At 67.0% G+C, this 20,104-nt stretch carries 21 protein-coding genes and 1 other RNA gene; 8 read left to right on the forward strand and 14 right to left on the reverse strand.

The window, feature by feature from the left end; genetic code table 11:
• Positions 1 to 9: 9 nt before the first annotated feature.
• The 3 genes from K7G19_RS18480 to K7G19_RS18490 form a co-directional block, all read right to left on the reverse strand.
• Positions 10 to 1,224 (reverse strand): Rpn family recombination-promoting nuclease/putative transposase, encoded by a 1,215-nt coding sequence (locus K7G19_RS18480; protein ID WP_226108511.1) that lies wholly within the window; start codon positions 1,222 to 1,224, stop codon positions 10 to 12.
• A gap of 265 nt (positions 1,225 to 1,489) precedes the next feature.
• The gene (locus tag K7G19_RS18485) at positions 1,490 to 1,933 is read right to left on the reverse strand and encodes a DNA polymerase III subunit chi (RefSeq protein ID WP_149317683.1); all 444 of its coding nucleotides are present in this window, start codon (positions 1,931 to 1,933) and stop codon (positions 1,490 to 1,492) included.
• A gap of 13 nt (positions 1,934 to 1,946) precedes the next feature.
• Positions 1,947 to 3,503, reverse strand: a complete 1,557-nt coding sequence (locus K7G19_RS18490) for a leucyl aminopeptidase (protein ID WP_149317682.1) — start codon at positions 3,501 to 3,503, stop codon at positions 1,947 to 1,949.
• Between the two features lie 187 nt (positions 3,504 to 3,690).
• On the opposite strand from K7G19_RS18490, the gene lptF reads away from it, so the two are divergent.
• Genes lptF through K7G19_RS18505 form a run of 3 tightly spaced genes read left to right on the forward strand, consistent with a single transcriptional unit; the run spans position 3,691 to position 6,488 of the window.
• Positions 3,691 to 4,812, forward strand: a complete 1,122-nt coding sequence (gene lptF, locus K7G19_RS18495; RefSeq protein WP_149317681.1) for an LPS export ABC transporter permease LptF — start codon at positions 3,691 to 3,693, stop codon at positions 4,810 to 4,812.
• On the forward strand, positions 4,809 to 5,963 hold the full coding sequence (lptG, locus tag K7G19_RS18500; protein WP_149317680.1) for an LPS export ABC transporter permease LptG: 1,155 nt from the start codon (positions 4,809 to 4,811) through the stop codon (positions 5,961 to 5,963). Before lptF ends, lptG begins: the two co-directional genes overlap by 4 nt.
• 3 nt (positions 5,964 to 5,966) lie before the next feature.
• On the forward strand, positions 5,967 to 6,488 hold the full coding sequence (locus K7G19_RS18505; protein WP_226108513.1) for a sirohydrochlorin chelatase: 522 nt from the start codon (positions 5,967 to 5,969) through the stop codon (positions 6,486 to 6,488).
• A 10-nt stretch (positions 6,489 to 6,498) separates the two neighbouring features.
• On the opposite strand, the gene tam is transcribed toward K7G19_RS18505, so the two are convergent.
• Positions 6,499 to 7,266, reverse strand: a complete 768-nt coding sequence (gene tam / locus K7G19_RS18510) for a trans-aconitate 2-methyltransferase (protein WP_150084446.1) — start codon at positions 7,264 to 7,266, stop codon at positions 6,499 to 6,501.
• A 206-nt stretch (positions 7,267 to 7,472) separates the two neighbouring features.
• Between tam and K7G19_RS18515 the strand changes: the two genes are divergently transcribed.
• Positions 7,473 to 8,195 (forward strand): queuosine precursor transporter, encoded by a 723-nt coding sequence (locus K7G19_RS18515; protein ID WP_149317677.1) that lies wholly within the window; start codon positions 7,473 to 7,475, stop codon positions 8,193 to 8,195.
• A gap of 130 nt (positions 8,196 to 8,325) precedes the next feature.
• Here the strand turns inward: K7G19_RS18515 and K7G19_RS18520 are convergent, their stop codons facing one another.
• Genes K7G19_RS18520 through tyrS form a run of 4 tightly spaced genes read right to left on the reverse strand, consistent with a single transcriptional unit; the run spans position 8,326 to position 11,513 of the window.
• A complete protein-coding gene (locus tag K7G19_RS18520; RefSeq protein ID WP_150084448.1) occupies positions 8,326 to 9,003 on the reverse strand; it encodes a histidine phosphatase family protein in 678 nt (225 codons plus the stop codon).
• Between the two features lie 60 nt (positions 9,004 to 9,063).
• On the reverse strand, positions 9,064 to 9,726 hold the full coding sequence (locus K7G19_RS18525) for a YbhB/YbcL family Raf kinase inhibitor-like protein (RefSeq protein WP_149317675.1): 663 nt from the start codon (positions 9,724 to 9,726) through the stop codon (positions 9,064 to 9,066).
• 16 nt (positions 9,727 to 9,742) lie between these two features.
• Positions 9,743 to 10,261, reverse strand: coding sequence for a D-aminoacyl-tRNA deacylase (gene dtd / locus K7G19_RS18530; protein WP_226108515.1), 519 nt, complete (start codon positions 10,259 to 10,261; stop codon positions 9,743 to 9,745).
• Positions 10,262 to 10,271: 10 nt separating this feature from the next.
• Positions 10,272 to 11,513, reverse strand: a complete 1,242-nt coding sequence (gene tyrS, locus K7G19_RS18535; RefSeq protein ID WP_149317673.1) for a tyrosine--tRNA ligase — start codon at positions 11,511 to 11,513, stop codon at positions 10,272 to 10,274.
• Positions 11,514 to 11,727: 214 nt separating this feature from the next.
• Here tyrS and K7G19_RS18540 point away from each other — a divergent pair, with 214 nt between their 5' ends.
• A complete protein-coding gene (locus K7G19_RS18540) occupies positions 11,728 to 13,104 on the forward strand; it encodes a M23 family metallopeptidase (protein WP_149317672.1) in 1,377 nt (458 codons plus the stop codon).
• A gap of 31 nt (positions 13,105 to 13,135) precedes the next feature.
• Positions 13,136 to 14,257, forward strand: coding sequence for an anhydro-N-acetylmuramic acid kinase (locus K7G19_RS18545; protein ID WP_226108517.1), 1,122 nt, complete (start codon positions 13,136 to 13,138; stop codon positions 14,255 to 14,257).
• An 81-nt stretch (positions 14,258 to 14,338) separates the two neighbouring features.
• Here the strand turns inward: K7G19_RS18545 and K7G19_RS18550 are convergent, their stop codons facing one another.
• Positions 14,339 to 15,274 carry a LysR substrate-binding domain-containing protein gene (locus tag K7G19_RS18550; RefSeq protein ID WP_150084454.1) on the reverse strand — a complete coding sequence of 312 codons (936 nt, stop codon included), beginning with the start codon at positions 15,272 to 15,274 and terminating at the stop codon, positions 14,339 to 14,341.
• Positions 15,275 to 15,472: 198 nt separating this feature from the next.
• Between K7G19_RS18550 and K7G19_RS18555 the strand changes: the two genes are divergently transcribed.
• Positions 15,473 to 16,270 (forward strand): phytanoyl-CoA dioxygenase family protein, encoded by a 798-nt coding sequence (locus K7G19_RS18555; RefSeq protein ID WP_226108519.1) that lies wholly within the window; start codon positions 15,473 to 15,475, stop codon positions 16,268 to 16,270.
• 181 nt (positions 16,271 to 16,451) lie between these two features.
• Here K7G19_RS18555 and erpA read toward each other — a convergent pair whose 3' ends face one another.
• From erpA to rplM, 4 genes are all read right to left on the reverse strand, one after another.
• Complete coding sequence (erpA, locus tag K7G19_RS18560) at positions 16,452 to 16,820, reverse strand: iron-sulfur cluster insertion protein ErpA (RefSeq protein WP_149317668.1); 369 nt, start codon at positions 16,818 to 16,820, stop codon at positions 16,452 to 16,454.
• 109 nt (positions 16,821 to 16,929) lie between these two features.
• Positions 16,930 to 17,343 carry a polymer-forming cytoskeletal protein gene (locus K7G19_RS18565; RefSeq protein ID WP_149317667.1) on the reverse strand — a complete coding sequence of 138 codons (414 nt, stop codon included), beginning with the start codon at positions 17,341 to 17,343 and terminating at the stop codon, positions 16,930 to 16,932.
• Positions 17,344 to 17,582: 239 nt separating this feature from the next.
• On the reverse strand, positions 17,583 to 17,975 hold the full coding sequence (gene rpsI, locus K7G19_RS18570; protein ID WP_006576929.1) for a 30S ribosomal protein S9: 393 nt from the start codon (positions 17,973 to 17,975) through the stop codon (positions 17,583 to 17,585).
• A gap of 11 nt (positions 17,976 to 17,986) precedes the next feature.
• Positions 17,987 to 18,415, reverse strand: a complete 429-nt coding sequence (gene rplM / locus K7G19_RS18575) for a 50S ribosomal protein L13 (protein ID WP_006576930.1) — start codon at positions 18,413 to 18,415, stop codon at positions 17,987 to 17,989.
• 732 nt (positions 18,416 to 19,147) lie between these two features.
• Between rplM and K7G19_RS18580 the strand changes: the two genes are divergently transcribed.
• The gene (locus tag K7G19_RS18580; RefSeq protein ID WP_226108521.1) at positions 19,148 to 19,570 is read left to right on the forward strand and encodes an OsmC family protein; all 423 of its coding nucleotides are present in this window, start codon (positions 19,148 to 19,150) and stop codon (positions 19,568 to 19,570) included.
• A 74-nt stretch (positions 19,571 to 19,644) separates the two neighbouring features.
• On the opposite strand, the gene rnpB is transcribed toward K7G19_RS18580, so the two are convergent.
• Positions 19,645 to 19,989: RNase P RNA component class A (gene rnpB / locus K7G19_RS18585), an RNA gene on the reverse strand.
• Between the last annotated feature and the right edge of the window lie 115 nt (positions 19,990 to 20,104).

Below are 20,104 nucleotides of genomic sequence, written 5' to 3' on the forward strand. Positions count from 1 at the left end.
GGCCGCCGGCTAGCAGAGGAACACGTCATCGAGGCGTTGCGCGTATAGCACGCGACGCGCCCAGTCCTCGATCTGCTGCACCGACGCGGAAAGCACCTTGGCGGCGATGTCCTCGGGCAAGGGACCGAAGCGATGGTCGAGCAGTTTGATCAATAGCTCTGCCCTTACTTCGGCCTCGAGCTTGGCCTTGACCTTCCGCGTGATGTCGCGCTCCAACCGGCGCGCCCACTTTCCATAGCCTTGCGACAGTTCCATATCCAGCTCCATCAGGTTGTGCACTTCGTTGAGATCCAGCGCGGCGGCGCTGAAGTTGGCGGCTCGCGCCACGACCCATGCGGCCAGCGCGGTGTCGAGCGCGGCATTGCCTTGCGCCAGTTCCCTGGCAAGCCGCAACGGCGCAAACACGGCATCCACCGTCGTCGCCTGTTCGAGTCGCATCAGCACGGCGACAAGATTGCGCTGTGTTGCCAGTTCCGATTGGGTATAGGCGCTACGGTCGATCAGGCAGTACTGCAGACTGGGCTGATGATCTGCGACGCGGCCCGGTACGACCGGAATCATTGCGCCAATGTCCGTCGGCGCACGCCATCGCTCGGTGCCGTTGTAAAGCACGATCGGGAATACCAACGGATAGCGGTGCCGGCCCCGGCCGCGGCAGCGTCGGCTGACATCGCGATAGAACATGCCGACGTAGGCCAGCATGCGCGCGGCCATATGCGGGTCGTGGCTGCTTTGAAACTCGATCAGCAGGTGGACCGGCTGCTGCTGTCCCGGCACGCGCACCCGCCAGACCACATCGTTCAGGCCCACGCGCAGCCCGTCCGATACGTGGTGCGTCGGCACCATCTCCATGGAATCGAAGTCGGCCGTCTGCAGCCACGGATCCGAGATGAAGTCGCGGATCAGGTCGCGGACGACCTCGCGAAACGCGAACACCAGCTTGTATGAGGCGTCGTGATGACAGCCGGGCGTTCGCAGCCCGTCCCCATTCGCCTCGTCGACGGGCTCGCGTACGTCGAGGCAGGTCGGCCCCGGCAGGCGGCACGGCAAGTGGAAGTCGTGACCGTCATGCCCGGGCGGGATGCGGGAATGGCCGGTGGGATAGCGCAGAGGACCGTACAGCGGATAGCGGCCGGCATGATCGGCAACATGGCGATCGACCGGGTTTCGGCCTGAATGGCGCGGCGGACGCGGCCGCGGCTGGCGAGCAGAGTAGTCGAGCATAGGGCAAGGACACCTGAAGGAAGGACAACGGAACACGGCGGAAGCCGATGCCGTAAGTTGCCAGCCTATGGGCTACGGTGCTTGCCTGAAATGCTGCGAAGTTAACTGGCGGAGACCACTATAGGAAGCGTTCGAAGGGAAGCGCTCGAAGGCGAGCGTTCGAAGGGAGCGCTCGAAGCGAAGCGTTCGAAGGGAGCGCTCGAAGCGAAGCGTTCGGAGCGAGCGTTGGAGGGACCGCGCTACGCTGCCCCGAGGGAAGCCGACGCTAGGCGCCGGCGGCCTCGCCCTGATTGCGTTGCCCGATATCGTGGTGCATCAGCGGATAGCCCCGCTCGCGATATTGGCGATAGCGTTCGCGCCCGGCGGCGCGATCGTCGGCGTCGCCGCCGACCACTTCGATCATGCGTTCGAAGCTGGCGAACTGCAGCGGGATCCTCGTATCCAGATTGATCAGCAGTTCGTGGTGCGGCACCGCGTCGAGCGCGGCGGCCAGCACGATCGGCGTTTCCGCCGCGTGCGGGCTGTCGAGCCCGCAGTGCGGCAGGAAATCCAGCGCCGAGAAGGTCCACAGCTGCGCATCGAGCCGCGCCAGCATCGCCGGCTCGGCATGCACCACGATCTTTTGCCCGGCCCCGTAGGCCTTGCGGATCAGCCGGCAGACATAGCCGAGCTTGTCCGGCACGTTGCTGTGGAAGTCGATGCGCGTCATGGGAGTTGGGAGATCAGCCTGCGCGGTCCATCAGGAATTGCGTCAGCAGCGGCACCGGGCGGCCCGTGGCGCCCTTGGCCGCGCCGCTCTTCCACGCGGTGCCGGCGATGTCCAGGTGGGCCCAGTCGTACTTGTCGGCAAAGCGCGCCAGGAAGCAGGCCGCCGTGACGCTGCCGGCCGGACGGCCGCCGATGTTCGCCATGTCGGCGAAGTTGGACTTGAGCTGCTCCTGGTACTCGTCGTCCAGCGGCATGCGCCACGCGCCGTCCATCGCCTTGCGGCCGGCCTGCACCAGCTGGTCGGCCAGCGCGTCGCTGCGCGCGTACAGGCCGCTGTTGACGTGGCCGAGCGCGATGATGCAGGCCCCGGTCAGCGTGGCGACGTCGATCACCGCGGCCGGCTTGAAGCGCTCGACATAGGTCAGCGCGTCGCACAGGATCAGGCGGCCCTCGGCATCGGTGTTCAGGATCTCGATGGTCTGGCCCGACATGCTGGTCACCACGTCGCCCGGCTTGGTGGCGGTGCCGCTCGGCATGTTCTCGCAGGTCGGAACCACGGCGATGACATTGAGCTTCAGCCCCATCTCGGCCACCGCCTGCAGCGTGCCGAGCACCGAGGCGGCGCCGCACATGTCGTACTTCATTTCGTCCATGCCCTCGCCCGGCTTCAGCGAGATGCCGCCGGTATCGAAGGTGATGCCCTTGCCCACCAGCACCACCGGCGCCTGGCGCGCGCCGCCGCCGTCGTAGCGCAGCACGATGAACTGCGGCGGCTCGGCGGTGCCCTTGGTGACCGCGAGGAAGGCGCCCATCTTCAGCGCCTCGATCTGCTTGCGGCCCAGCACCTCGACCTTCAGCTTGAAGCGGCGCGCGATCGAGCGCGCGGTGTCGGCCAGATAGGTCGGCGTGCAGATATTGGAAGGCAGGTTGCCCAGGTCCTTGGTCAGCTCCATGCCGTTGGCGATCGCCACGCCGCGCACCACGGCCTGGTTCGCGGCCTTTGCCTCGGCCGCATCGACCGCCAGCACGACCTTGCGCAGGCCCAGGGCCTTGTCGTTGTTCTTGGCGCCGTTGCGCTTGAGCTCAGGATGGCGCTCCAGCAGCCGGTAGCCCGCCTCGCGGATCAGCGTGACGGTGGTGATCACGCGCCAGGCGATGTCGCGGGTCGCGCCCTCCGCGCCCTGCCCGGCGGCGCGCGGCGCCGGCTGCGCGAGGCACCACAGGACATTGGCGGCACGCGTGCCGCTCAACGCACGCAACGCGGTACGCACCGCATCGGCGAAGGCCTTGTCGCCGAACTCCGCCTCCTTGCCCAGGCCAACCAGCAGCACGCGGGCGGCGCCGATGCCGGCGACCTCGTGCAGCATCAGCTGCGAATTGCGCTTGCCTTCGAAGTCGCCGAGCTTGATCAATCTAGCCACCAGGCCCCGGGTCGCGGCGTCCAGCGCCTTGGCGACGCCGTCCAGGCTCTGGCCCTCGAACACACCGACCACCAGGCAGTCGGTCTTGGTCGCCAGGAAACCATTCTGGCCCGCTTTGCTCAAATCCAGGGCTTTTGTGCTAAATTCCATCGCGCTTCCTTCCAGGGGCTCGTGTAGAACGAAAGCCTCCATTATCCGCGATTTTGCTTCGCGAACTTTTGGCAGTCACTTCCGCAGCGACTGGCCGCCGCTGGCCTGCAGCGCTGACGCCGTACCCTCCGTCAGCCGCCGGCGTGCGCCGCCGCCGCGCTGGCCGGCAGCCCGGAACCGACATCGCATGATTTTTCAACAAGCCTTGCGACGCGAGCTCGCCTACACCGCCGGCGCGGTGTTCCTGGTCATGCTGACCTTCATGCTGACCTCGCTCGTGATCCGTATTCTCGGCATGGCCGCCACCGGCCGTGCCAGCCCCAACGACGTGCTGATGCTGATCGGCCTGGCCGCGCTCGGCTACCTGGCGATCCTGCTGTGCGCGACGTTGTTCATCTCCACGCTGATCGTGCTGACGCGCTGGTACAAGGACTCCGAGATGGTGGTCTGGTTCTCGGCCGGCCTGTCCCTGCGCGACTTCATCAAGCCCGTGCTGCAGTTCGCGGCGCCCTTCGTGATATTGGCGCTGTTCCTGGGCGCCTTCGCCTGGCCCTGGGCCAACCAGCAGAGCGCGCTGTTCCGCGACCGCTTCCAGCAGCGCGGCGTGCTGTCGATGATCGCCGCCGGCCGCTTCATCGAGCCGGCCAACGGCAATTACGTGCTGTTCATCGAGAGCATCGACGGCGATATGCGCCATGCGCGCAATGTCTTCGTGGCCAATGCCGAAGCCGGCAAGGTCGGCGTGGCGCTGGCCCATCAGGGCCAGTTCGAGACCATGCCCAACGGCGACCGGCTGGTGGTGATGGAGGACGGCCGCCGCTACGCCGGCACCCCGGGCAAGCTGGATTACCGCATCGTCGAGTTCGACCGTTATGCGGTCAAGGTCGACAGCAAGCCGCCCGAGAGCGACGCCAACCTTCCGGTCAAGAGCCGCGACACCATCGAGCTGCTGCGCAATCCGACCAATGAAAACCTGGGCGAGCTGATCTGGCGGCTGTCGCTGCCGATCCTGGCCTTCAACTTCGTGCTGATCGCGATCCCGCTGGCCTATGTCAACCCGCGCCTGGGGCGCTATACGCCGCTGGTGTTCGCCGTGCTGATCTACCTGACCTACAGCAACCTGATCAACCTGTCGCAGGCCTGGGTCCGCTCCGGCTCGCTGCCCTTTGGGCTCGCCTGGTGGCCGTTCCACCTGCTCGCCTTCCTCGGCGCGGTGATGCTGTTCCGCTACCGCCAGCGTTACAGCCTCGGTGGCTGGCGCGCGGTGTTCGGGCTGCGCCGCCGCACCCCGCAGGGAGACCCGGCATGAGGTTGCTGCACGTCTACGAGCGCTACTTCGGCCGGCTGATCTACGGCGTCTTCGCGTTCATCCTGTTCGCGGTGCTGGCGCTGTTCGTGTTCTTCGACATGCTCAACGAGCTGGAGAACGTGACGGCCGGCTACACCTCGCTGGTCGCCTTCTTCCACGTCGTGCTGCAGGCGCCGACCCGAATCTACGAGGTGCTGCCGATCGCGGCGCTGATCAGCGCGATCTATGTGTTCTCGCAGCTGGCGAGCCAGTCCGAATACACGATCTTCCGCGTGGCCGGTCTCAATACGCGGCAGGCGCTGTTCTCGCTGTTCAAGCTGGCGATTCCGCTGGCGATCGCGACGTTCCTGTTCGGCGAGTTCATCGGACCCAAGACCGAGCAGTACGCGCAGAAGGTCAAGCTCGATTCGCTGGGCGCGACGGTGTCGTCGGGCTTCCGCTCGGGCGTCTGGGTCAAGGACCGCGGCAAGGATCCGGCCACCGGCGGCGAGCTGACCCGCTTCGTCAACGTGGCCGGCCTGAAGCCGGACCAGACCATCAATGGGGTGACGATCTACGAATTCGACGGCGACTATCGCCTCAGCGTGATCCGCGTCGCCGAGGAAGGGCGCTACCGCGGCGACCAGTCATGGCAGCTGTCCAAGGTCACGGAAACCCGCTTCGCCGAAGCGCCGCCGCCGGCCGGCGCGCAGCGCGACGGGCTGGCGCCGGCGTTCCGGGCCGAGCGCAAGAGCTTTCCCGACATGACGATGCACTCGGAGCTGACGCCGCAGATCCTGTCGGTGCTGCTGGTGACGCCGGAGCGCATGTCGACGCTGGACCTGTTCCGCTATATCCGCCATCTGCGCGACAACAAGCAGGACACGCAGCGCTACGAGATCGCGTTCTGGAAGAAGGTGGTCTATCCGCTGACGCTGTTCGTGATGATGGCGCTGGCGCTGCCGTTCGCCTATCTGCACGCACGCGCCGGCGCGGTCGGCATCAAGGTGTTCGGCGGCATCATGCTGGGGCTGTCCTTCCACCTGTCCAACACGCTGTTCTCGCACGTGGGCCTGCTGCACACCTGGCCGCCGATCGTTTCCGCGCTGCTGCCCGGCACGCTGTACCTGCTGGTCGCGCTGACCGCGCTGCGCTGGGTCGACCGGCATTGAGCGATGGCCTCGCGCGCCGACCTGCCCAGCGACAAGCCGGCCCGCCAGGCGCTGGTGCTGTTCGCCCACGGCGCGCGCGATGCGCGCTGGCGGGAGCCGTTCGACCGGCTGCATGCGCGACTGACCGCGATGCTGCCCGATTGCGCGGTCCGGCTGGCCTTTCTTGAGCTGATGACGCCGAACCTGCCCGACACGCTGACGCAACTGGCCGCGCAGCAGATCGACGACATCCTGGTGGTGCCGGTGTTTTTCGGCCAGGGCGGCCATCTGCGCCGCGACCTGCCGGCGCTGCTCGACGATTGCCGCGCGCGGCTGGCCGGCATCCGGATCCGCAGCGCGGCGGCGGTCGGCGAGGCCGACAGCGTGCTCGACGCGATCGCCGCCTATTGCGCGGCTGCGCTCGCCGGCGCGACGGGCGATGGTTCTGCCAACGATACCGCCCGCGATTCCGCCAACGCCTCCGCCGGCGATTGCGCCGACGGTCCCGCCGACGCGTCCACCAACCCCCCCGCCGGCAAGAACTGACGCCGCGGCATCATCGCGTCGCCACGATGAACAGCCGCGGAAACGGCAGCAGCACCACCCCATCGACCTGCGCCGGATAGGCTTCGGCGATCGCCGCCGTGTAGCGCGCGAGAAACGCCTCCCGCTGCCCGGCGTCCAGCGGCTCCAGGAAAGGCCGCAGACCCGTTCCCTTCAGCCATTCGACCACGGCCGGCGCGCCCGCCAGCGTGTGGTGATACGTCGTGCGCCAGATATCGACGCGGGCACAGTGGGGCCGCAGCAGGTCGTAGTACCAGCCCGCCGGCGGCAGCGTGGTGCGCGCGGCCGCGGCCTGCGACAGCGCCTGCGCCCACGGACCGTCCCCCGCGACCTCGCGCATCAGCCGATGGGTCGGCTGATCGAGGTTGTCGGGCATCTGCACGGCCAGGCTGCCGCCCGGCGCAAGGCGCTGGGCCAGCGACGGGAACAGCCCGGCATGGTCCGGCACCCATTGCAGCGCGGCGTTGGCGAGTACCAGATCGTACGGCCCCGGATCGCGCCAGGCGCTGATATCGCCGAGCTGGAACTCGAACTGCGGCAGCCGCTTGCGGGCGGCGTCGATCATGTCCTGCGAGCTGTCGAGGCCGACGATCCGCGCGTCGGGATAGCGCGCGGCCAGCACCTCGGTCGAATTGCCGGGGCCGCAGCCCAAGTCGATCGCGCTGCGAACGGTTTGCGTCGGCACGGCGGCGATCAGCTCGCGCGCCGGGCGCGTTCTCTCGTCTTCGAATTGCAGGTATTGGCTGGAGGACCATGTCATGGCGGCGGGCTCCGTGTGGCTTGGCGGTCGAGAATGCCGCAACGATACACCTGGCGCCTCGCGTTCGCATGCGGCGCCAGCGGGGACGGCGGCCTCGCCGGAGCCCCAATGGCCCAAAGCCCCAAAGCACCAGGGGCCTCCAGGCCCCCCGCCAGCCCGCCCTGCCCGCTGCTGGCATAATCGCCAGCAAAAAACCAGGGAACACCATGACCACAACCCGCGCCGCGCCCCGTACCGGACGCGTTTACCGCTACTACGATCTGGTGATGGTGGCCTTCGTCACCGTGCTGTTGTGCTCGAACCTGATCGGCGCGGCCAAGGCGGCGCAGGTCACGCTGCCCTGGATCGGCCCGGTGACCTTCGGCGCCGGCGTGCTGTTCTTCCCGGTCTCGTACATCTTCGGCGACGTGCTGACCGAGGTCTACGGCTATGGCCGCGACCGGCGCGTGGTGTGGGCCGGCTTCGCGGCGCTGGCCTTCGCGACCTTCATGAGCCTGGTGGTGCTGTCGATGCCGGTGGCGCCGTTCATGGCCGACTATCAGAAGAGCCTGGAGGACGTGTTCGGCAACACGTGGCGCATCGCGCTGGGCTCGCTGATCGCCTTCTGCTGCGGCAGCTTCACCAACAGCTACGTGCTGGCCAAGATGAAGCTGTGGACGCGCGGCCGCTGGCTGTGGACGCGCACGATCGGCTCGACGCTGGCCGGCGAGCTGGTCGACTCGTCGCTGTTCTACGTGATCGCGTTCTACGGCATCTGGCCGCTGGAGAAGGTGGTGCAGGTGGCGGTCGCGCAGTACGTGCTGAAGACCGGCTGGGAGGTCGTGATGACGCCGGTCACCTATCGCGTGGTGGCCTTCCTGAAGCGTGCCGAGGACGAGGACTGGTACGACCGCGATACCGACTTCACGCCGTTCCGGTTGCGGGTATAGCGTGGGAGATTGCGCTCGGCAATAACGCCGCGGCACAGCGCTGGAAGTTGCGCTCCGGAATAGCGCCGCGGAATAACGCCGGGGAATAGCGCCGGAGGATAGCGCCGACCGGAATCGGCGCTGCCGTAAGTCACGGCACGCGCCGATCGACCTCGTCCAGCGTCAGCGTGGCCAGGTGGCTGACGTCGGCCCACTGCGCCACGGTCAGCCGGTGGCTGTCGCTGCGCAGGCGATTGACGCTGGCATTGAGCAGCTCGTGCTCGCGCGGCGCTTCCAGCGTCATGCCGGTGGCCTCGCGATACAGGCAGTCAAGCACGCCGCCATGCGCGACCAGCGCGATGCGCTCGCCCGGATGACGGCGCACCAGCGCCAGCACGACCTCGACGGCGCGCTCGTGGAAGTCCCGCAGCGACTCGCCCTGCGGCGGCGCGTAGTCCGGCACGCGCGCCTGCCAGCGGGCGAAGTCCTCCGGCCGCTGCTGCGCGACCTCGGCATAGGTCATGCCCTCGAGCGTGCCGTAGCAGCGCTCGCGCAGGCGCGGCTCGGACTGTACCGGCACGCCCAGCGCTTCGGACAACGGCGCCGCGGTCTGCATCGCGCGCGACAGGTCGCTCGAATAGATCGCGTCGACCGGTTCGCCCGCCAGCGAACTGGCCAGCGCGCGTGCCTGCGCGTGGCCGGTATCGTTCAGCGGGATATCGAGCTGCCCCTGCAGCCGCCGTTCGCGGTTCCAGGCCGTTTCGCCGTGTCGGATCACGATCAGATGGGTGATGGCCAGCAGCGACTGCGGCCCGGGCGTGAACGTCATGCCGTTTCCTTCGCGCGCGCCGGGTGCGCGCTTTTTCTTGGTGTTGGGGCTGCGGCGGCGTCAGCCGGCCGACTGCTTCGCCGCCAGTTTGGGGTTCAGGGTATAGGTGCCGGTCAGGCTGGCCTGGTCGAGCACGTGGCCTTCGATCGCCTCGCGCACCTGCGCGCCGGTGAAGCGGCCCTCGAGCGGCAGGCGGTCCAGATCCAGCGCATAGATCGTGAACACGTAGTGGTGCACGATCGCGTCGTTCCACGGCGGGCACGGGCCGTCGTAGCCGTAGTAGTCGCCCGCCATGTCCTTGTCGCCGGCGAACCAGCTGGTGTAGTCGTTGACGCCGTGGCGCAGGCCGCCCGCGGCCGCGGTGCCGCCGGTCGCCTCCGGACCGGGCTTGCCGCGCGCGATCACGCCGTCGCTGTGCGAGCCGGCCGAGATCGTCGTCAGGCCCGGCGGGATGTCGACCAGCACCCAGTGGAAGAAGTCCACGCGCGGCAGGCTGGCCGGGACTTCGCGGCCTTCCTGGTTGACGTCGTCGCCGCGGCTGGGCACGTCGCGATCGTGGCAGATCAGCACGAACGAGCGCGTGCCCGAGGGCGCGCCTTCCCAGTGCAGGTCCGGATTGCGGTTGCCGGACAGCGTGATGTGGTTGGCGGCATCCGGCACGGCAAAGGCGAACTCGCCGGGAATCGGCGCCATGTCGGCAAAGGCGTTGCTCCAGAGTCTCATGCTTGTCTCCTTGCGCTCAAGGGTTGGCCGCGCGGGGCGGCGTGGATGACGGGGACGGGGACGGGGACGGCGGCGACGGTGGCGGCACCCGCAGCCAGAACGTGACCGGGCCGTCGTTGACCAGGCTGACCTGCATCATCGCGCCGAACTCCCCGGTCTGCACCTCGGGATGCGCGGCGCGCGCGCGCGCGACGAAATGCTCGTACAGGCGGCGGCCGTCCTCGGGCGAGGCCGCCGGCGTGAAGCTGGGCCGCGTGCCGCTGTTGGTATCGGCGGCCAGCGTGAACTGCGACACCACCAGCAGGCCGCCTGGCGTGCCCTTGCCGTCGATGTCGCGCACCGGCAGGTTCATCTTGCCGGCGGCGTCCGAGAACACCCGATAGCCGAGCAGCTTGGCCAGCAGGCGCTCGGCCTCGCTCTCGGTGTCGCCGCGTTCGGCGCAGACCAGCGCCAGCAGGCCGGCACCGATCTCGCCGGTGACCCGGCCATCGACCGTCACGCTGGCTCGCGCCACGCGCTGGATCAACGCAATCATCGGGGCCGCCTCAGGACAGCGTCACGCGCGCGAAACGGCGCTTGCCGACCTGGACCACATAGGTGCCGGCCTCGACCTTCAGCGCCTTGTCGCTGATCTGGGTGCCATCGATGCGCACGCCGCCCTGCTCGATATTGCGGTTGGCCTCGGACGACGACGGCACCAGGTTGGCCTGCTTGAGCAGCTGCGCGATGCCCAGCGGCGCGCCGGACAGGCTGACTTCGGGGATGTCGTCGGGCACGCCGCCGCGGGCGCGGTGGTTGAAGTCCTCCAGCGCCTTGCCGGCATCGGCCGCGCTGTGGAAGCGCGTGACGATCTCCTGCGCCAGCATCACCTTGCAGTCGCGCGGGTTGCGGCCGAGCGCCACTTCCTGCTTCATCAGGTCGATCTCGGACATCGGGCGGAACGACAGCAATTCGTAGTAGCGCCACATCAGGTCGTCCGAGATACTCATCAGCTTGCCGAACATCTCGCTGGGCGGCTCGGTCACGCCGACGTAGTTGCCCTTGGACTTGGACATCTTCTCGACGCCGTCCAGGCCGACCAGCAGCGGCATGGTCAGGATGCACTGCGGCTCCTGGCCGTATTCCTTCTGCAGCTCGCGGCCGACCAGCAGATTGAACTTCTGGTCGGTACCGCCGAGCTCCAGATCGGACTTCAATGCAACTGAGTCGTAGCCCTGCATCAGCGGGTAAAGGAACTCATGGACCGAAATCGGAATCCCAGACCGGTAGCGCTTGGTGAAGTCGTCGCGCTCCATCATGCGGGCGACGGTGTACTTCGCGGCGAGCTGGATCATGCCGCGCGCGCCCAACGGGTCGCACCACTCGCTGTTGTAGCGGATCTCGGTCCTGGACGGGTCGAGCACCAGGCTGGCCTGGCGGTAGTAGGTCTGCGCGTTGGCTTCGATCTGTTCGCGCGTCAGCGGCGGCCGGGTGCTGTTGCGGCCGGACGGATCGCCGATGGTCGAAGTGAAGTCGCCGATCAGGAAGATCACGTGATGGCCGAGGTCCTGCAGCTGGCGCATCTTGTTGAGCACGACCGTGTGGCCGATGTGGATGTCCGGCGCGGTCGGATCCAGGCCCAGCTTGATCCGCAACGGCACGCCGGTCGCTTCGCTACGCGCCAGCTTCTGCAGCCATTCGGATTCGATCAGCAGTTCGTCGCAGCCGCGCTTGGACACTTCCAGCGCGTGCATCACGGACGGTGTCAGGGGATAGGAGGTCGCGGCGCCGGAGGATACGTCGGTCATGACTTAAGTCGTTGAAATACATGAACATTCGGGCGGACACCGGGGAAGTTTTTGGTATAATCCGCCGATTCGGCCGGCCGGGAGCCATCCCGTAGGCCAACCGCCATTGTAGGCGGCAAACGAAAGACAGCCCGCGCCGCACCTCGGGGGAGGAAGGCAGACACGCACAGATCGTCGCGGCAGCGGAGCCCGAACCAAGGCAGAATTTTACGTGATGTGGTCCAGACTCCGCGAAGTTTTCGCGCGTGAGCTCGTGGTGCTCGTCGATCCGACCCATGCGCTGCATGCGCGCCGCCGCAAGCAATTGACGGCGTCGGTCGCGACCGTCTTTACGCTCGGCATGGCCGCCGCCATGGGCGTGGCACCGCGCACCGCCTACGACGATCCCGACGCGCCCCGCGTGGTCCAGGGCATGCGCCTGCCCGACCTGCGCGACCAGCTCGAGCGCCTGACCGATACCAGCGCCACCTTCGTACGCCAGGAGCGCATGCAGCGCGGCGACACCATCGCCACGCTGCTCAAGCGGCTCGGCGTGGACGACCCCGACGCGCAGGCCTTCATCCACAAGAACCCGACCGCGCGCGGCCTGTTCAAGCTCGAACCGGGCCAGATCGTGCAGGCGGAAGTCGACCAGAGCAATCTGCTGGTCTCGCTGCAGGCCAACATGGGCGGCGACGTCTCGATCTCGCGCCAGCTGGTGATCGAGCGCGCCGGCGACCTGGCCGATCCCGAGTACAAGGCCCGCATCGAGGTCGTCAAGAACGAGCTGCACTACGAGATGGGCTCGGGCACGATCGGCACGGGCGGCTTCTTCAAGGCGATGGACGCGGCCAACGTGCCCGATGAGGTGGTCGACCAGATGATCTCGATCTTCTCGGGCGTGATCGACTTCCACCACGACATCGTCAAGGGCGACCGCTTCCGCATCGTCTACGAATCGGGCTATCGCGACGGGGCCTTCGTGCGCAACGGCCGCGTGGTCGCCATCGAACTGATCAATCGCAACCAGCTGCACCAGGCGCTGTGGTACGCGCCGGACGGCAAGAACGGCGCCTACTACACCTTCGACGGACGCAGCATGAAGCGGCCGTTCCTGCGTTCGCCGGTCGAGTTCTCGCGGATGTCGTCCGGTTTCGGCGGCCGCGACCACCCGCTGCACCACCAGTGGCAGCAGCACAAGGGCGTGGACTTCGCCGCGCCGACCGGCACCAAGGTGTTCGCCACCGGCGATGGCGAAGTCGATTTCGTCGGCCAGCAAAACGGCTACGGCAATATCGTCGTCATCAAGCACCACAACGGCTACTCGACCTACTACGCGCATCTGTCGCGCTTTGCCGGCATCCAGCAAGGGCAGCGCGTGATGCAGGGGCAGCTGATCGGCTACGTCGGCTCGACCGGCTGGGCCACCGGTCCGCACCTGCACTACGAGTTCCGCCACAACGACGTGCCGCAGAACCCGTTGACGATCACGCTGATGGAATCGCCGGCGCTGACCGGACGCGCGCGCCAGCAGTTCCTGAGCTACACCAGCGACATGCTGAGCCGGATCAACGCGCTGCGCACCTACAACGTCGCCTCCAACGGCAACTGACGCGGCACCGAGCGCACCGCCCCACGCCGCGATGTCCGCCACGCGCCCCGAACTCCTGATCGGCCTGATGTCCGGCACCAGCATGGACGGGGCCGACGGCGTGCTGGTGGACTTCGCCGGGGCGCAGCCCCGGGTCCTCGCGGCCAGCCACCAGCCCTTCCCCGACGACCTGCGCGCCGCCTTCGGCGCGCTGCAACAGCCCGGCGACGACGAGATCCATCGCGAGGCGCTGGCCGCGAATGCGCTGGCGCGCGTCTATGCCGACTGCGTGGCCGCACTGTTGCGCGACGCCGCCGTGAAGCCCGACGCCGTCGCGGCGATCGGCGCGCATGGCCAGACCATCCGCCACCGTCCCGGCCGCTACGACGGCATCGGCTATACGCGCCAGAGCCAGCATCCGGCGCTGCTCGCCGAGCTGACCGGCATCGACGTCATTGCCGATTTCCGCAGCCGCGATGTCGCCGCGGGCGGACAGGGCGCGCCGCTGGTGCCGGCCGTGCACCAGGCGCTGTTCGGCCTGGCCGGCGAGACCCGCGTGGTCTGCAATATCGGCGGCATCTCCAATATCAGCGTGCTGCCCGGCGATGGCGGGCCGGTGATCGGCTTCGACTGCGGCCCGGGCAATGCGCTGCTGGACCACTGGATCGCGCGCCATCGCGGCCAGCCCTTCGACGGCAACGGCGACTGGGCGGCCGGCGGCCGCATCGACGAGGCGCTGCTGGCGCGGCTGCTCGACGAGCCCTATTTCAAGCAAACCCCGCCGAAGAGCACCGGCCGCGACCTGTTCCATCCGGCCTGGCTGGACGCGCAACTGCAGGACGCCGAACGCGACCCGCAGCACGTGCAGGCCACGCTGGCGGCGCTGACCGCCGAAGCGATCGCCCGGGATATCCGCCGCCATGCGCCGGACGCGCGGCGCCTGATTGTCTGCGGCGGCGGGGCCCGCAACGGCTTCGTGATGGCGCGCCTGGCGGCCGCCCTGCCCGGCGTCACCGTGCAAACCTCCGACGATTTCGGCGTGCCGGTCCTGCAGGTCGAGGCGCTCGCCTTTGCCTGGCTGGCGCGCCAATGCCTGCGCCGCCAACCGGGCAATATGCCGACGGTGACCGGCGCCGCCGGCCCGCGCGTACTCGGCGCGATTTACCCGCGCTGATCGCTCCGGCGACGCGGCGGTCCCGGCCTCGCGCTTCTCGCGTGCCGTGGACTGGCGGATTGGCGGACCGGCGGACCGGTCTCAGCGGGCCGCGCCGGCCTGCCCCTCCTCGTGCAACGCCACGGCACCCCGTTCCAGCTCGACCCACCGAATGAAGGCCTCCGCCACCGGCGAGGGCCGGATCGATTCCGCCCGCGCCAGCACCACGCGCTGCGGCGTCACGGTCTCGCGCAATGGGCGGCAGGCGATCGGCGTACCGTCGTAGCTGCGATCGCCGGCCGGTCGCGTGCAGGACAGCGCCACGCCATAGCCGTGCGCGACCAGGCCGCGCTGCATCTCGAAGGTCTGCGTGTACTGATGCAGCTGCGGGTACAGGCCGTGGGCCCAGAACAAGGACAGGAAATACTCGCGCGTCTGCGCGATGTCCTCGAGGATCAGGCGCTCGCCGGCCAGCTCGGCAAGGCTGACGTCCGGCTGCGCGGCCAGCGGATGCTCGGCCGGCAGCAGCGCATAGGGGGCCAGCTCGGCAAGGCGCCAGCGCAGCACGCGGTGGTCGAAGCCGAGGTCGTAGGTCAGCGCAAGCTCGGCCTTGCCGGCGTGCAGCGTGCGCGCAACCGTGGCCAGATCCGCCTCGAACAGCGTCACGGCGACGCCGGGATGGCGGGCGCGAAAACCGGCCAGCAGCGCCGGCACATGGTAGGGACCGAGGTCCTGGAAGCAGACCAGCGACAGCTGGCCGCTCAGCGTCGCCGCCTCGCCCTCGTCCGCGCCGATGCCTGCCGCCAGCGCCAGGATGTCGCGGGCGCGCGCCAGCAGCCTTTGGCCCGCCGGCGTCAGCGCCAGGCCGCGGCTGACCTGCCGGCGAAACAGTGGCGTGCCGAGGATCTGTTCCAGCTGGCCGATCGCCAGCGACACCGATGGCTGGGAAACGTGGCGCACCCGCGCCGCGCCGCTGATGCTGCCCTGCTCGGCGACGGCGACAAAGTATTCGAGTTGGCGGAAGGAGAAGGCGATCATCGCGAGCGTGGCGGGCTGGGCCTGGGGGCCAGGGAGCCGGAACCCGGGACGGGCCCGGTGGGCGGGGTCGGGGTCGAGATAGGGGTCGGGGCCGCTTTATAGAGATAGGCTATATTGAAGCATAGAAAATATATGCTTTCTCTATTCGGAGGGGCCGTCGATACTGTCGTCGCGGACCGATATCACTCAGGGGGAGCCATGGAAATCAGCGCCACGCAGATCGAGACCTTCCAGCGCGACGGCGCGCTGGTCCTACGGGGTGCCTTCAGTGGCTGGGTCGAGCGGTTGCGCGAAGGCTTCGAGCAGAACCTGGCGTCGCCGGGGCCGTTTGCCATCGAGAACGTGCGCAGCGGCGAGAGCGGCCGCTTCTTCGAGGACTACTGCAACTGGCAGCGCATTCCCGCCTTCGCGGCCTTCATGCGGGAGTCGCCGGCGGCCGCGATCGCGGGGCAACTGATGCGCTCGCAGGCGGCCCAGGTCTTCCACGAGCACATCCTGGTCAAGGAACCCGGCACGGCCAAGCCGACGCCCTGGCATCAGGACCTGCCCTATTACTGCGTCGACGGCTGCCAGACCGCCAGCTACTGGATTCCGCTGGACCCGGTCACTACCGCCAACACGCTGCGCGTGGTGCTCGGCTCGCATCGCTGGCCCAGGCTGGTACGGCCCAAGCGCTGGGCCAGCAACGACAACTTCTATGCCGGCGACGACGCCTTCATGGAGATGCCCGACGTCGAGGACGGTTCGCACCGGATCCTGACGCCGGAGCTGGAGCCGGGCGACGCGGTGGTGTTCGATTTCCGCACCGTCCATGGCGCCGCCGGCAATACCGGCACCGGACGCCGGCGCGCGTTTTCGGCGCGCTTTCTCGGCGACGATGTGCGCTACATCGCCCGCCCGGGCCGCACCTCGCCGCCCTTCCCGGGCATCGGGCTCGCCGACGGAGAGCGCATGCGCGAGGACTGGTTTCCGGTGGTCTGGCGGGCGACGCAGTAAGACCCGCGGCCGCCGCCGGAAATTGGGGGTAACAGCAGGGGCTGACAGGAGGGGGCAACAGAAGCGGCAACCGAATCGGCAACCGAATCGGCAACCGACCGAGCAACCGATGGAGCAATAAAGAGGGGCAAAAAAAAGCGCACCGGCCGGTGCGCTTTTTCTTTGCCGAGGCGGACTGGCGTCAGACCGAGAACGACGAGCCGCAACCGCAGGTGGTCGTGGCGTTCGGGTTCTTGATCACGAACTGGGCGCCGTTGATGTCTTCCTTGTAGTCGATCTCCGCGCCAACCAGATACTGGTAGCTCATCGAGTCGATCAACAGGGTGACGCCGTTCTTGACCATCGTGGTGTCGTCCTCGTTCACTTCCTCGTCGAACGTGAAGCCGTACTGGAAGCCGGAACAACCGCCGCCCTGCACGAAGACGCGCAGTTTCAGATCGGCATTGCCCTCTTCCTCGATCAACTGCTTGACCTTGTCGGCGGCGCTGTCGGTAAAGACGAACGGGGCCGGCACGTCCTCGGTAACGGGTGCCTCTGCGACTGCGTTCATGGGGTTCTCCTATTTAGATACGCCGGTATTCTAAGCGCACTGGAAAGATCGTGCCGATCCCCCATCGATTCAAGGGGCATGGTTCACGCGCATTTCCGGGCGCGCGGCCTCAGGCGCTTTCTTCGCTGCCTGCGGCCAGTTTCAAGTTGGGCAACTGCTTGGGCTCGGTGTTCCCGAGCGGAACCAGACGGCCCTCGACAATCGCGCCCTGGTGCATTTCCAGAGCCGCGTAATGCACTTCGCCCTGCACACGGGCCTGCGGCTGCAGTTCCAGCAGCTCGGCGGCATGTACCGGACCGGTCACCGTGCCGTTCAGCACCAGATGGCCGACCTTGACCTCGCCCTCGACCACGCCGGTCTCGCTGACCACCAGCATGCTGGGCTGATCGGCCACGGCCAGCACGTTGCCGCGCACGCGGCCGTCGAGCCGCAGGCCGCCCGAGAAGTGGAGGTCGCCTTCGACGACGGTCTGGCGACCGATCAGGGTGTCGATCGTCAACCCTTTCTTCTTCGAAAACAGCATCGCGGCCTCACTGGGAAACTTGGGAAAGCGCCATTGTATCCATGACGATGCATTGTGCGGCCAACTGCCCGTACCACCGTGATGCGGCAACAACGCTGCTGGCAACGATGCTCCAAAGCAAAGGCGCACCAGGCAACGACGCTCCAGATGGCGACGCTACCAAAACAAAAACCGCACGACAGGCGTGCGGTTCTTGCTGGCTGCGCAATCCGGGACAGGATCCCGGCTTGCCCGGCGCATCAACGCTTCGAGAACTGCTTGCGACGACGTGCCTTGTGCAGACCGACCTTCTTGCGCTCGACTTCACGCGCATCGCGGGTGACGAAGCCGGCCTTGGACAGCGCGGACTTCAGCGTGGCGTCATAGTCGATCAGCGCGCGGGTGATGCCGTGGCGCACCGCACCGGCCTGGCCGGTTTCGCCGCCGCCGGTCACGTTGACCTTGATGTCGAAGGTCTGTGCGTGGGCGGTCAGTTCGAGCGGCTGGCGCACGATCATCAGCGAGGTTTCGCGAGCGAAGTACTCGTTGATGGGCTTGCCATTGACGACGATGTCGCCCTTGCCCGACTTGATGAAGACACGAGCCACAGCGCTCTTGCGGCGGCCAGTACCGTAGTTCCAATTTCCGATCATGGATGGCCCCCTTAGATTTCCAGCGCCTTGGGCTGCTGCGCTTCATGCGGATGCTCGGCTTCGGCGTACACCTTCAGCTTCTTGATCATCGCATAGCCCAGCGGACCCTTCGGCAGCATGCCCTTGACAGCCTTCTCCAGGGCGCGGCCCGGGAAGCGCTGTTGCATCTTGCCAAACGTGGTTTCGTAGATACCGCCCGGGTAGCCCGAGTGGCGGTAGTACTTCTTGTCGGTTTCCTTCGTGCCGGTGACACGCAGTTTGGCCGCGTTGACGACGATGATGTAATCGCCCGTGTCGACGTGCGGAGTAAATTCCGGCTTGTGTTTGCCGCGCAGACGGCGTGCCACTTCGCTGGCGACACGGCCGAGGACTTTGTCCGTCGCGTCAATCACGAACCAGTCGCGCTTTACCTCATGAGGCTTGGCGGAAAAGGTTTTCATGATCTTTCCTGAGACTTGTAGAACCTGCCCGTAACATGACTTTCGTCGTCGGCCGGCCCTTTGGACCTGACCTTCCTGCTTGTGTGTGCAGGCTCTCCCTGAGTTCTTCTTCCGCGGGCATGACGGAAAAGCCCTCGATTATACTTGCGGTTCGCCGCCCGGCACAAGCAAACAATGCGTTTGCCGTCAAGAGATCGGGGCATGCAGTGTCTCGCGGACCGCTTTTTCCAGGAAAGGAAGCGGCGCAGGGGCGAAAAAAAACCCAAGCCGCTGAGGCTTGGGTTTGAATCCACCAAAGGAGGAGGGTGGAGGAGACACTGGGAGAACAACGGGACGGGGCCGGCGGTGCGGGCTGGCGTCGGGAAACTGCCTCGGTCGCTTCGACCACCCTTCGCTTTCGCACTCTGGCGGGCCATCGGCGCGCCGTCGTTCAATGGTTGAAATTATACATGACGGCTTGTGCGATGCAAGAAAATTTGCAGTGCGAAATGGCATTTCGTAATGCAAAAAATTGTCACGGCGACGACAGCCAGCAGAAAAGCTTAAAATTCAACAACTTACGGGTAGACCGAGATGTCATCAAACTGACATCTTAGAGGTTTCCCTCGGTTTTCCGCCCGTTCGAGCGGCAAAGACACCACACGGCGCACGGAAAATTTGAGGAAAATGCAAGCGCTCGATGCACGCGCATCGCAGCATCGAAACGAAACATTGAGAGCAGGAACGAACGAAATGGAATGCAAGGTCACCTGGATCGGCAACGACGGCATGAGCTTCGTGGCGCAGACCGGCAGCGGTCACCTCGTCGCGATGGACGGTGCCCCGGAGGGCGGCGGTCACAACCTGGCGCCGCGGCCGATGGAGATGGTGCTGCTCGGCACCGGCGGCTGCACCGCCTATGACGTGGTGCTGATCCTGAAGCGCGGACGCCACGACGTGCGCGGCTGCTCCGTCACGCTGCAGGCAGACCGGGCCGCCGAGGATCCGAAGGTGTTCACCCGCATCCACTTCAAGTTCACGGTGACCGGCCGCAACCTGAACCCGGCGACCGTCGAACGCGCGGTGCAGCTGTCGCACGACAAGTACTGCTCGGCGTCGATCATGCTGGCCAAGACGGCCGAGATCAGCCACAGCGTCGAACTGGTCGAGGTGTAAGACCGGAAAGCTTGATACTGGCGCGTCGGCGCCCTTGAGGCGTTCCCGGCGCGCCGCACCGGGAAGCGAATTCGAAGCGAAGCAGGCCGATAAGCCGGATTCTGTGCGCGACGCACGGGCCTTGCGATCCGCGCGCGCGTGACAACCATTCCTCTAGGCCGACCGTTACCGGCCGGCTCCAGCTCCCTACCCGCAGACTCGGCGGGCCGCTTCATCGTCTGCCTATTTGGGATTGCTCCGGGTGGAGGTTACCGCGTTTCACCCTTCGCACCGGGCAAAACCCGGCGCGAAGACTCGTCTCTGTGGCCCTATTCCGCACGTTGCCGTGGATGGCTGTTAGCCACCACCCTGCCCTGTGGAGTCCGGACTTTCCTCCCCTCGCCCGTTGCCGGGCGAGCAGCGGTTGTCTGTCCTGCTTCGCGGGCCGCAGTCTAGCACCTTTGGGTCGATCCCGCCGGTCGCGCCGGCCTCGCCAGTACCGCTTGCATCGCCGATATCGTTGATACCGCCGGGACCGCTGATACCGCCGGGACC

The sequence above is a fragment of the Cupriavidus sp. DB3 genome (assembly GCF_020418465.1).
Classification (GTDB): Bacteria; Pseudomonadota; Gammaproteobacteria; order Burkholderiales; family Burkholderiaceae; genus Cupriavidus; species Cupriavidus cauae.

Coding starts and splice junctions, on each gene's coding strand:
- K7G19_RS18545 (WP_226108517.1), top strand. CDS start 13,136: ATGTCCGCCACGCGCCCCGAACTCCTGATCGGCCTGATGTCCGGCACC.
- K7G19_RS18505 (WP_226108513.1), top strand. CDS start 5,967: ATGGCCTCGCGCGCCGACCTGCCCAGCGACAAGCCGGCCCGCCAGGCG.
- lptF (WP_149317681.1), top strand. CDS start 3,691: ATGATTTTTCAACAAGCCTTGCGACGCGAGCTCGCCTACACCGCCGGC.
- K7G19_RS18540 (WP_149317672.1), top strand. CDS start 11,728: ATGTGGTCCAGACTCCGCGAAGTTTTCGCGCGTGAGCTCGTGGTGCTC.
- lptG (WP_149317680.1), top strand. CDS start 4,809: ATGAGGTTGCTGCACGTCTACGAGCGCTACTTCGGCCGGCTGATCTAC.
- K7G19_RS18580 (WP_226108521.1), top strand. CDS start 19,148: ATGGAATGCAAGGTCACCTGGATCGGCAACGACGGCATGAGCTTCGTG.
- tyrS (WP_149317673.1), bottom strand. CDS start 11,513: ATGACCGACGTATCCTCCGGCGCCGCGACCTCCTATCCCCTGACACCG.
- K7G19_RS18485 (WP_149317683.1), bottom strand. CDS start 1,933: ATGACGCGCATCGACTTCCACAGCAACGTGCCGGACAAGCTCGGCTAT.
- K7G19_RS18565 (WP_149317667.1), bottom strand. CDS start 17,343: ATGCTGTTTTCGAAGAAGAAAGGGTTGACGATCGACACCCTGATCGGT.
- tam (WP_150084446.1), bottom strand. CDS start 7,266: ATGACATGGTCCTCCAGCCAATACCTGCAATTCGAAGACGAGAGAACG.
- K7G19_RS18515 (WP_149317677.1), top strand. CDS start 7,473: ATGACCACAACCCGCGCCGCGCCCCGTACCGGACGCGTTTACCGCTAC.
- K7G19_RS18525 (WP_149317675.1), bottom strand. CDS start 9,726: ATGAGACTCTGGAGCAACGCCTTTGCCGACATGGCGCCGATTCCCGGC.
- dtd (WP_226108515.1), bottom strand. CDS start 10,261: ATGATTGCGTTGATCCAGCGCGTGGCGCGAGCCAGCGTGACGGTCGAT.
- rpsI (WP_006576929.1), bottom strand. CDS start 17,975: ATGATCGGAAATTGGAACTACGGTACTGGCCGCCGCAAGAGCGCTGTG.
- K7G19_RS18550 (WP_150084454.1), bottom strand. CDS start 15,274: ATGATCGCCTTCTCCTTCCGCCAACTCGAATACTTTGTCGCCGTCGCC.
- K7G19_RS18480 (WP_226108511.1), bottom strand. CDS start 1,224: ATGCTCGACTACTCTGCTCGCCAGCCGCGGCCGCGTCCGCCGCGCCAT.
- K7G19_RS18520 (WP_150084448.1), bottom strand. CDS start 9,003: ATGACGTTCACGCCCGGGCCGCAGTCGCTGCTGGCCATCACCCATCTG.
- erpA (WP_149317668.1), bottom strand. CDS start 16,820: ATGAACGCAGTCGCAGAGGCACCCGTTACCGAGGACGTGCCGGCCCCG.
- rplM (WP_006576930.1), bottom strand. CDS start 18,415: ATGAAAACCTTTTCCGCCAAGCCTCATGAGGTAAAGCGCGACTGGTTC.
- K7G19_RS18555 (WP_226108519.1), top strand. CDS start 15,473: ATGGAAATCAGCGCCACGCAGATCGAGACCTTCCAGCGCGACGGCGCG.
- K7G19_RS18490 (WP_149317682.1), bottom strand. CDS start 3,503: ATGGAATTTAGCACAAAAGCCCTGGATTTGAGCAAAGCGGGCCAGAAT.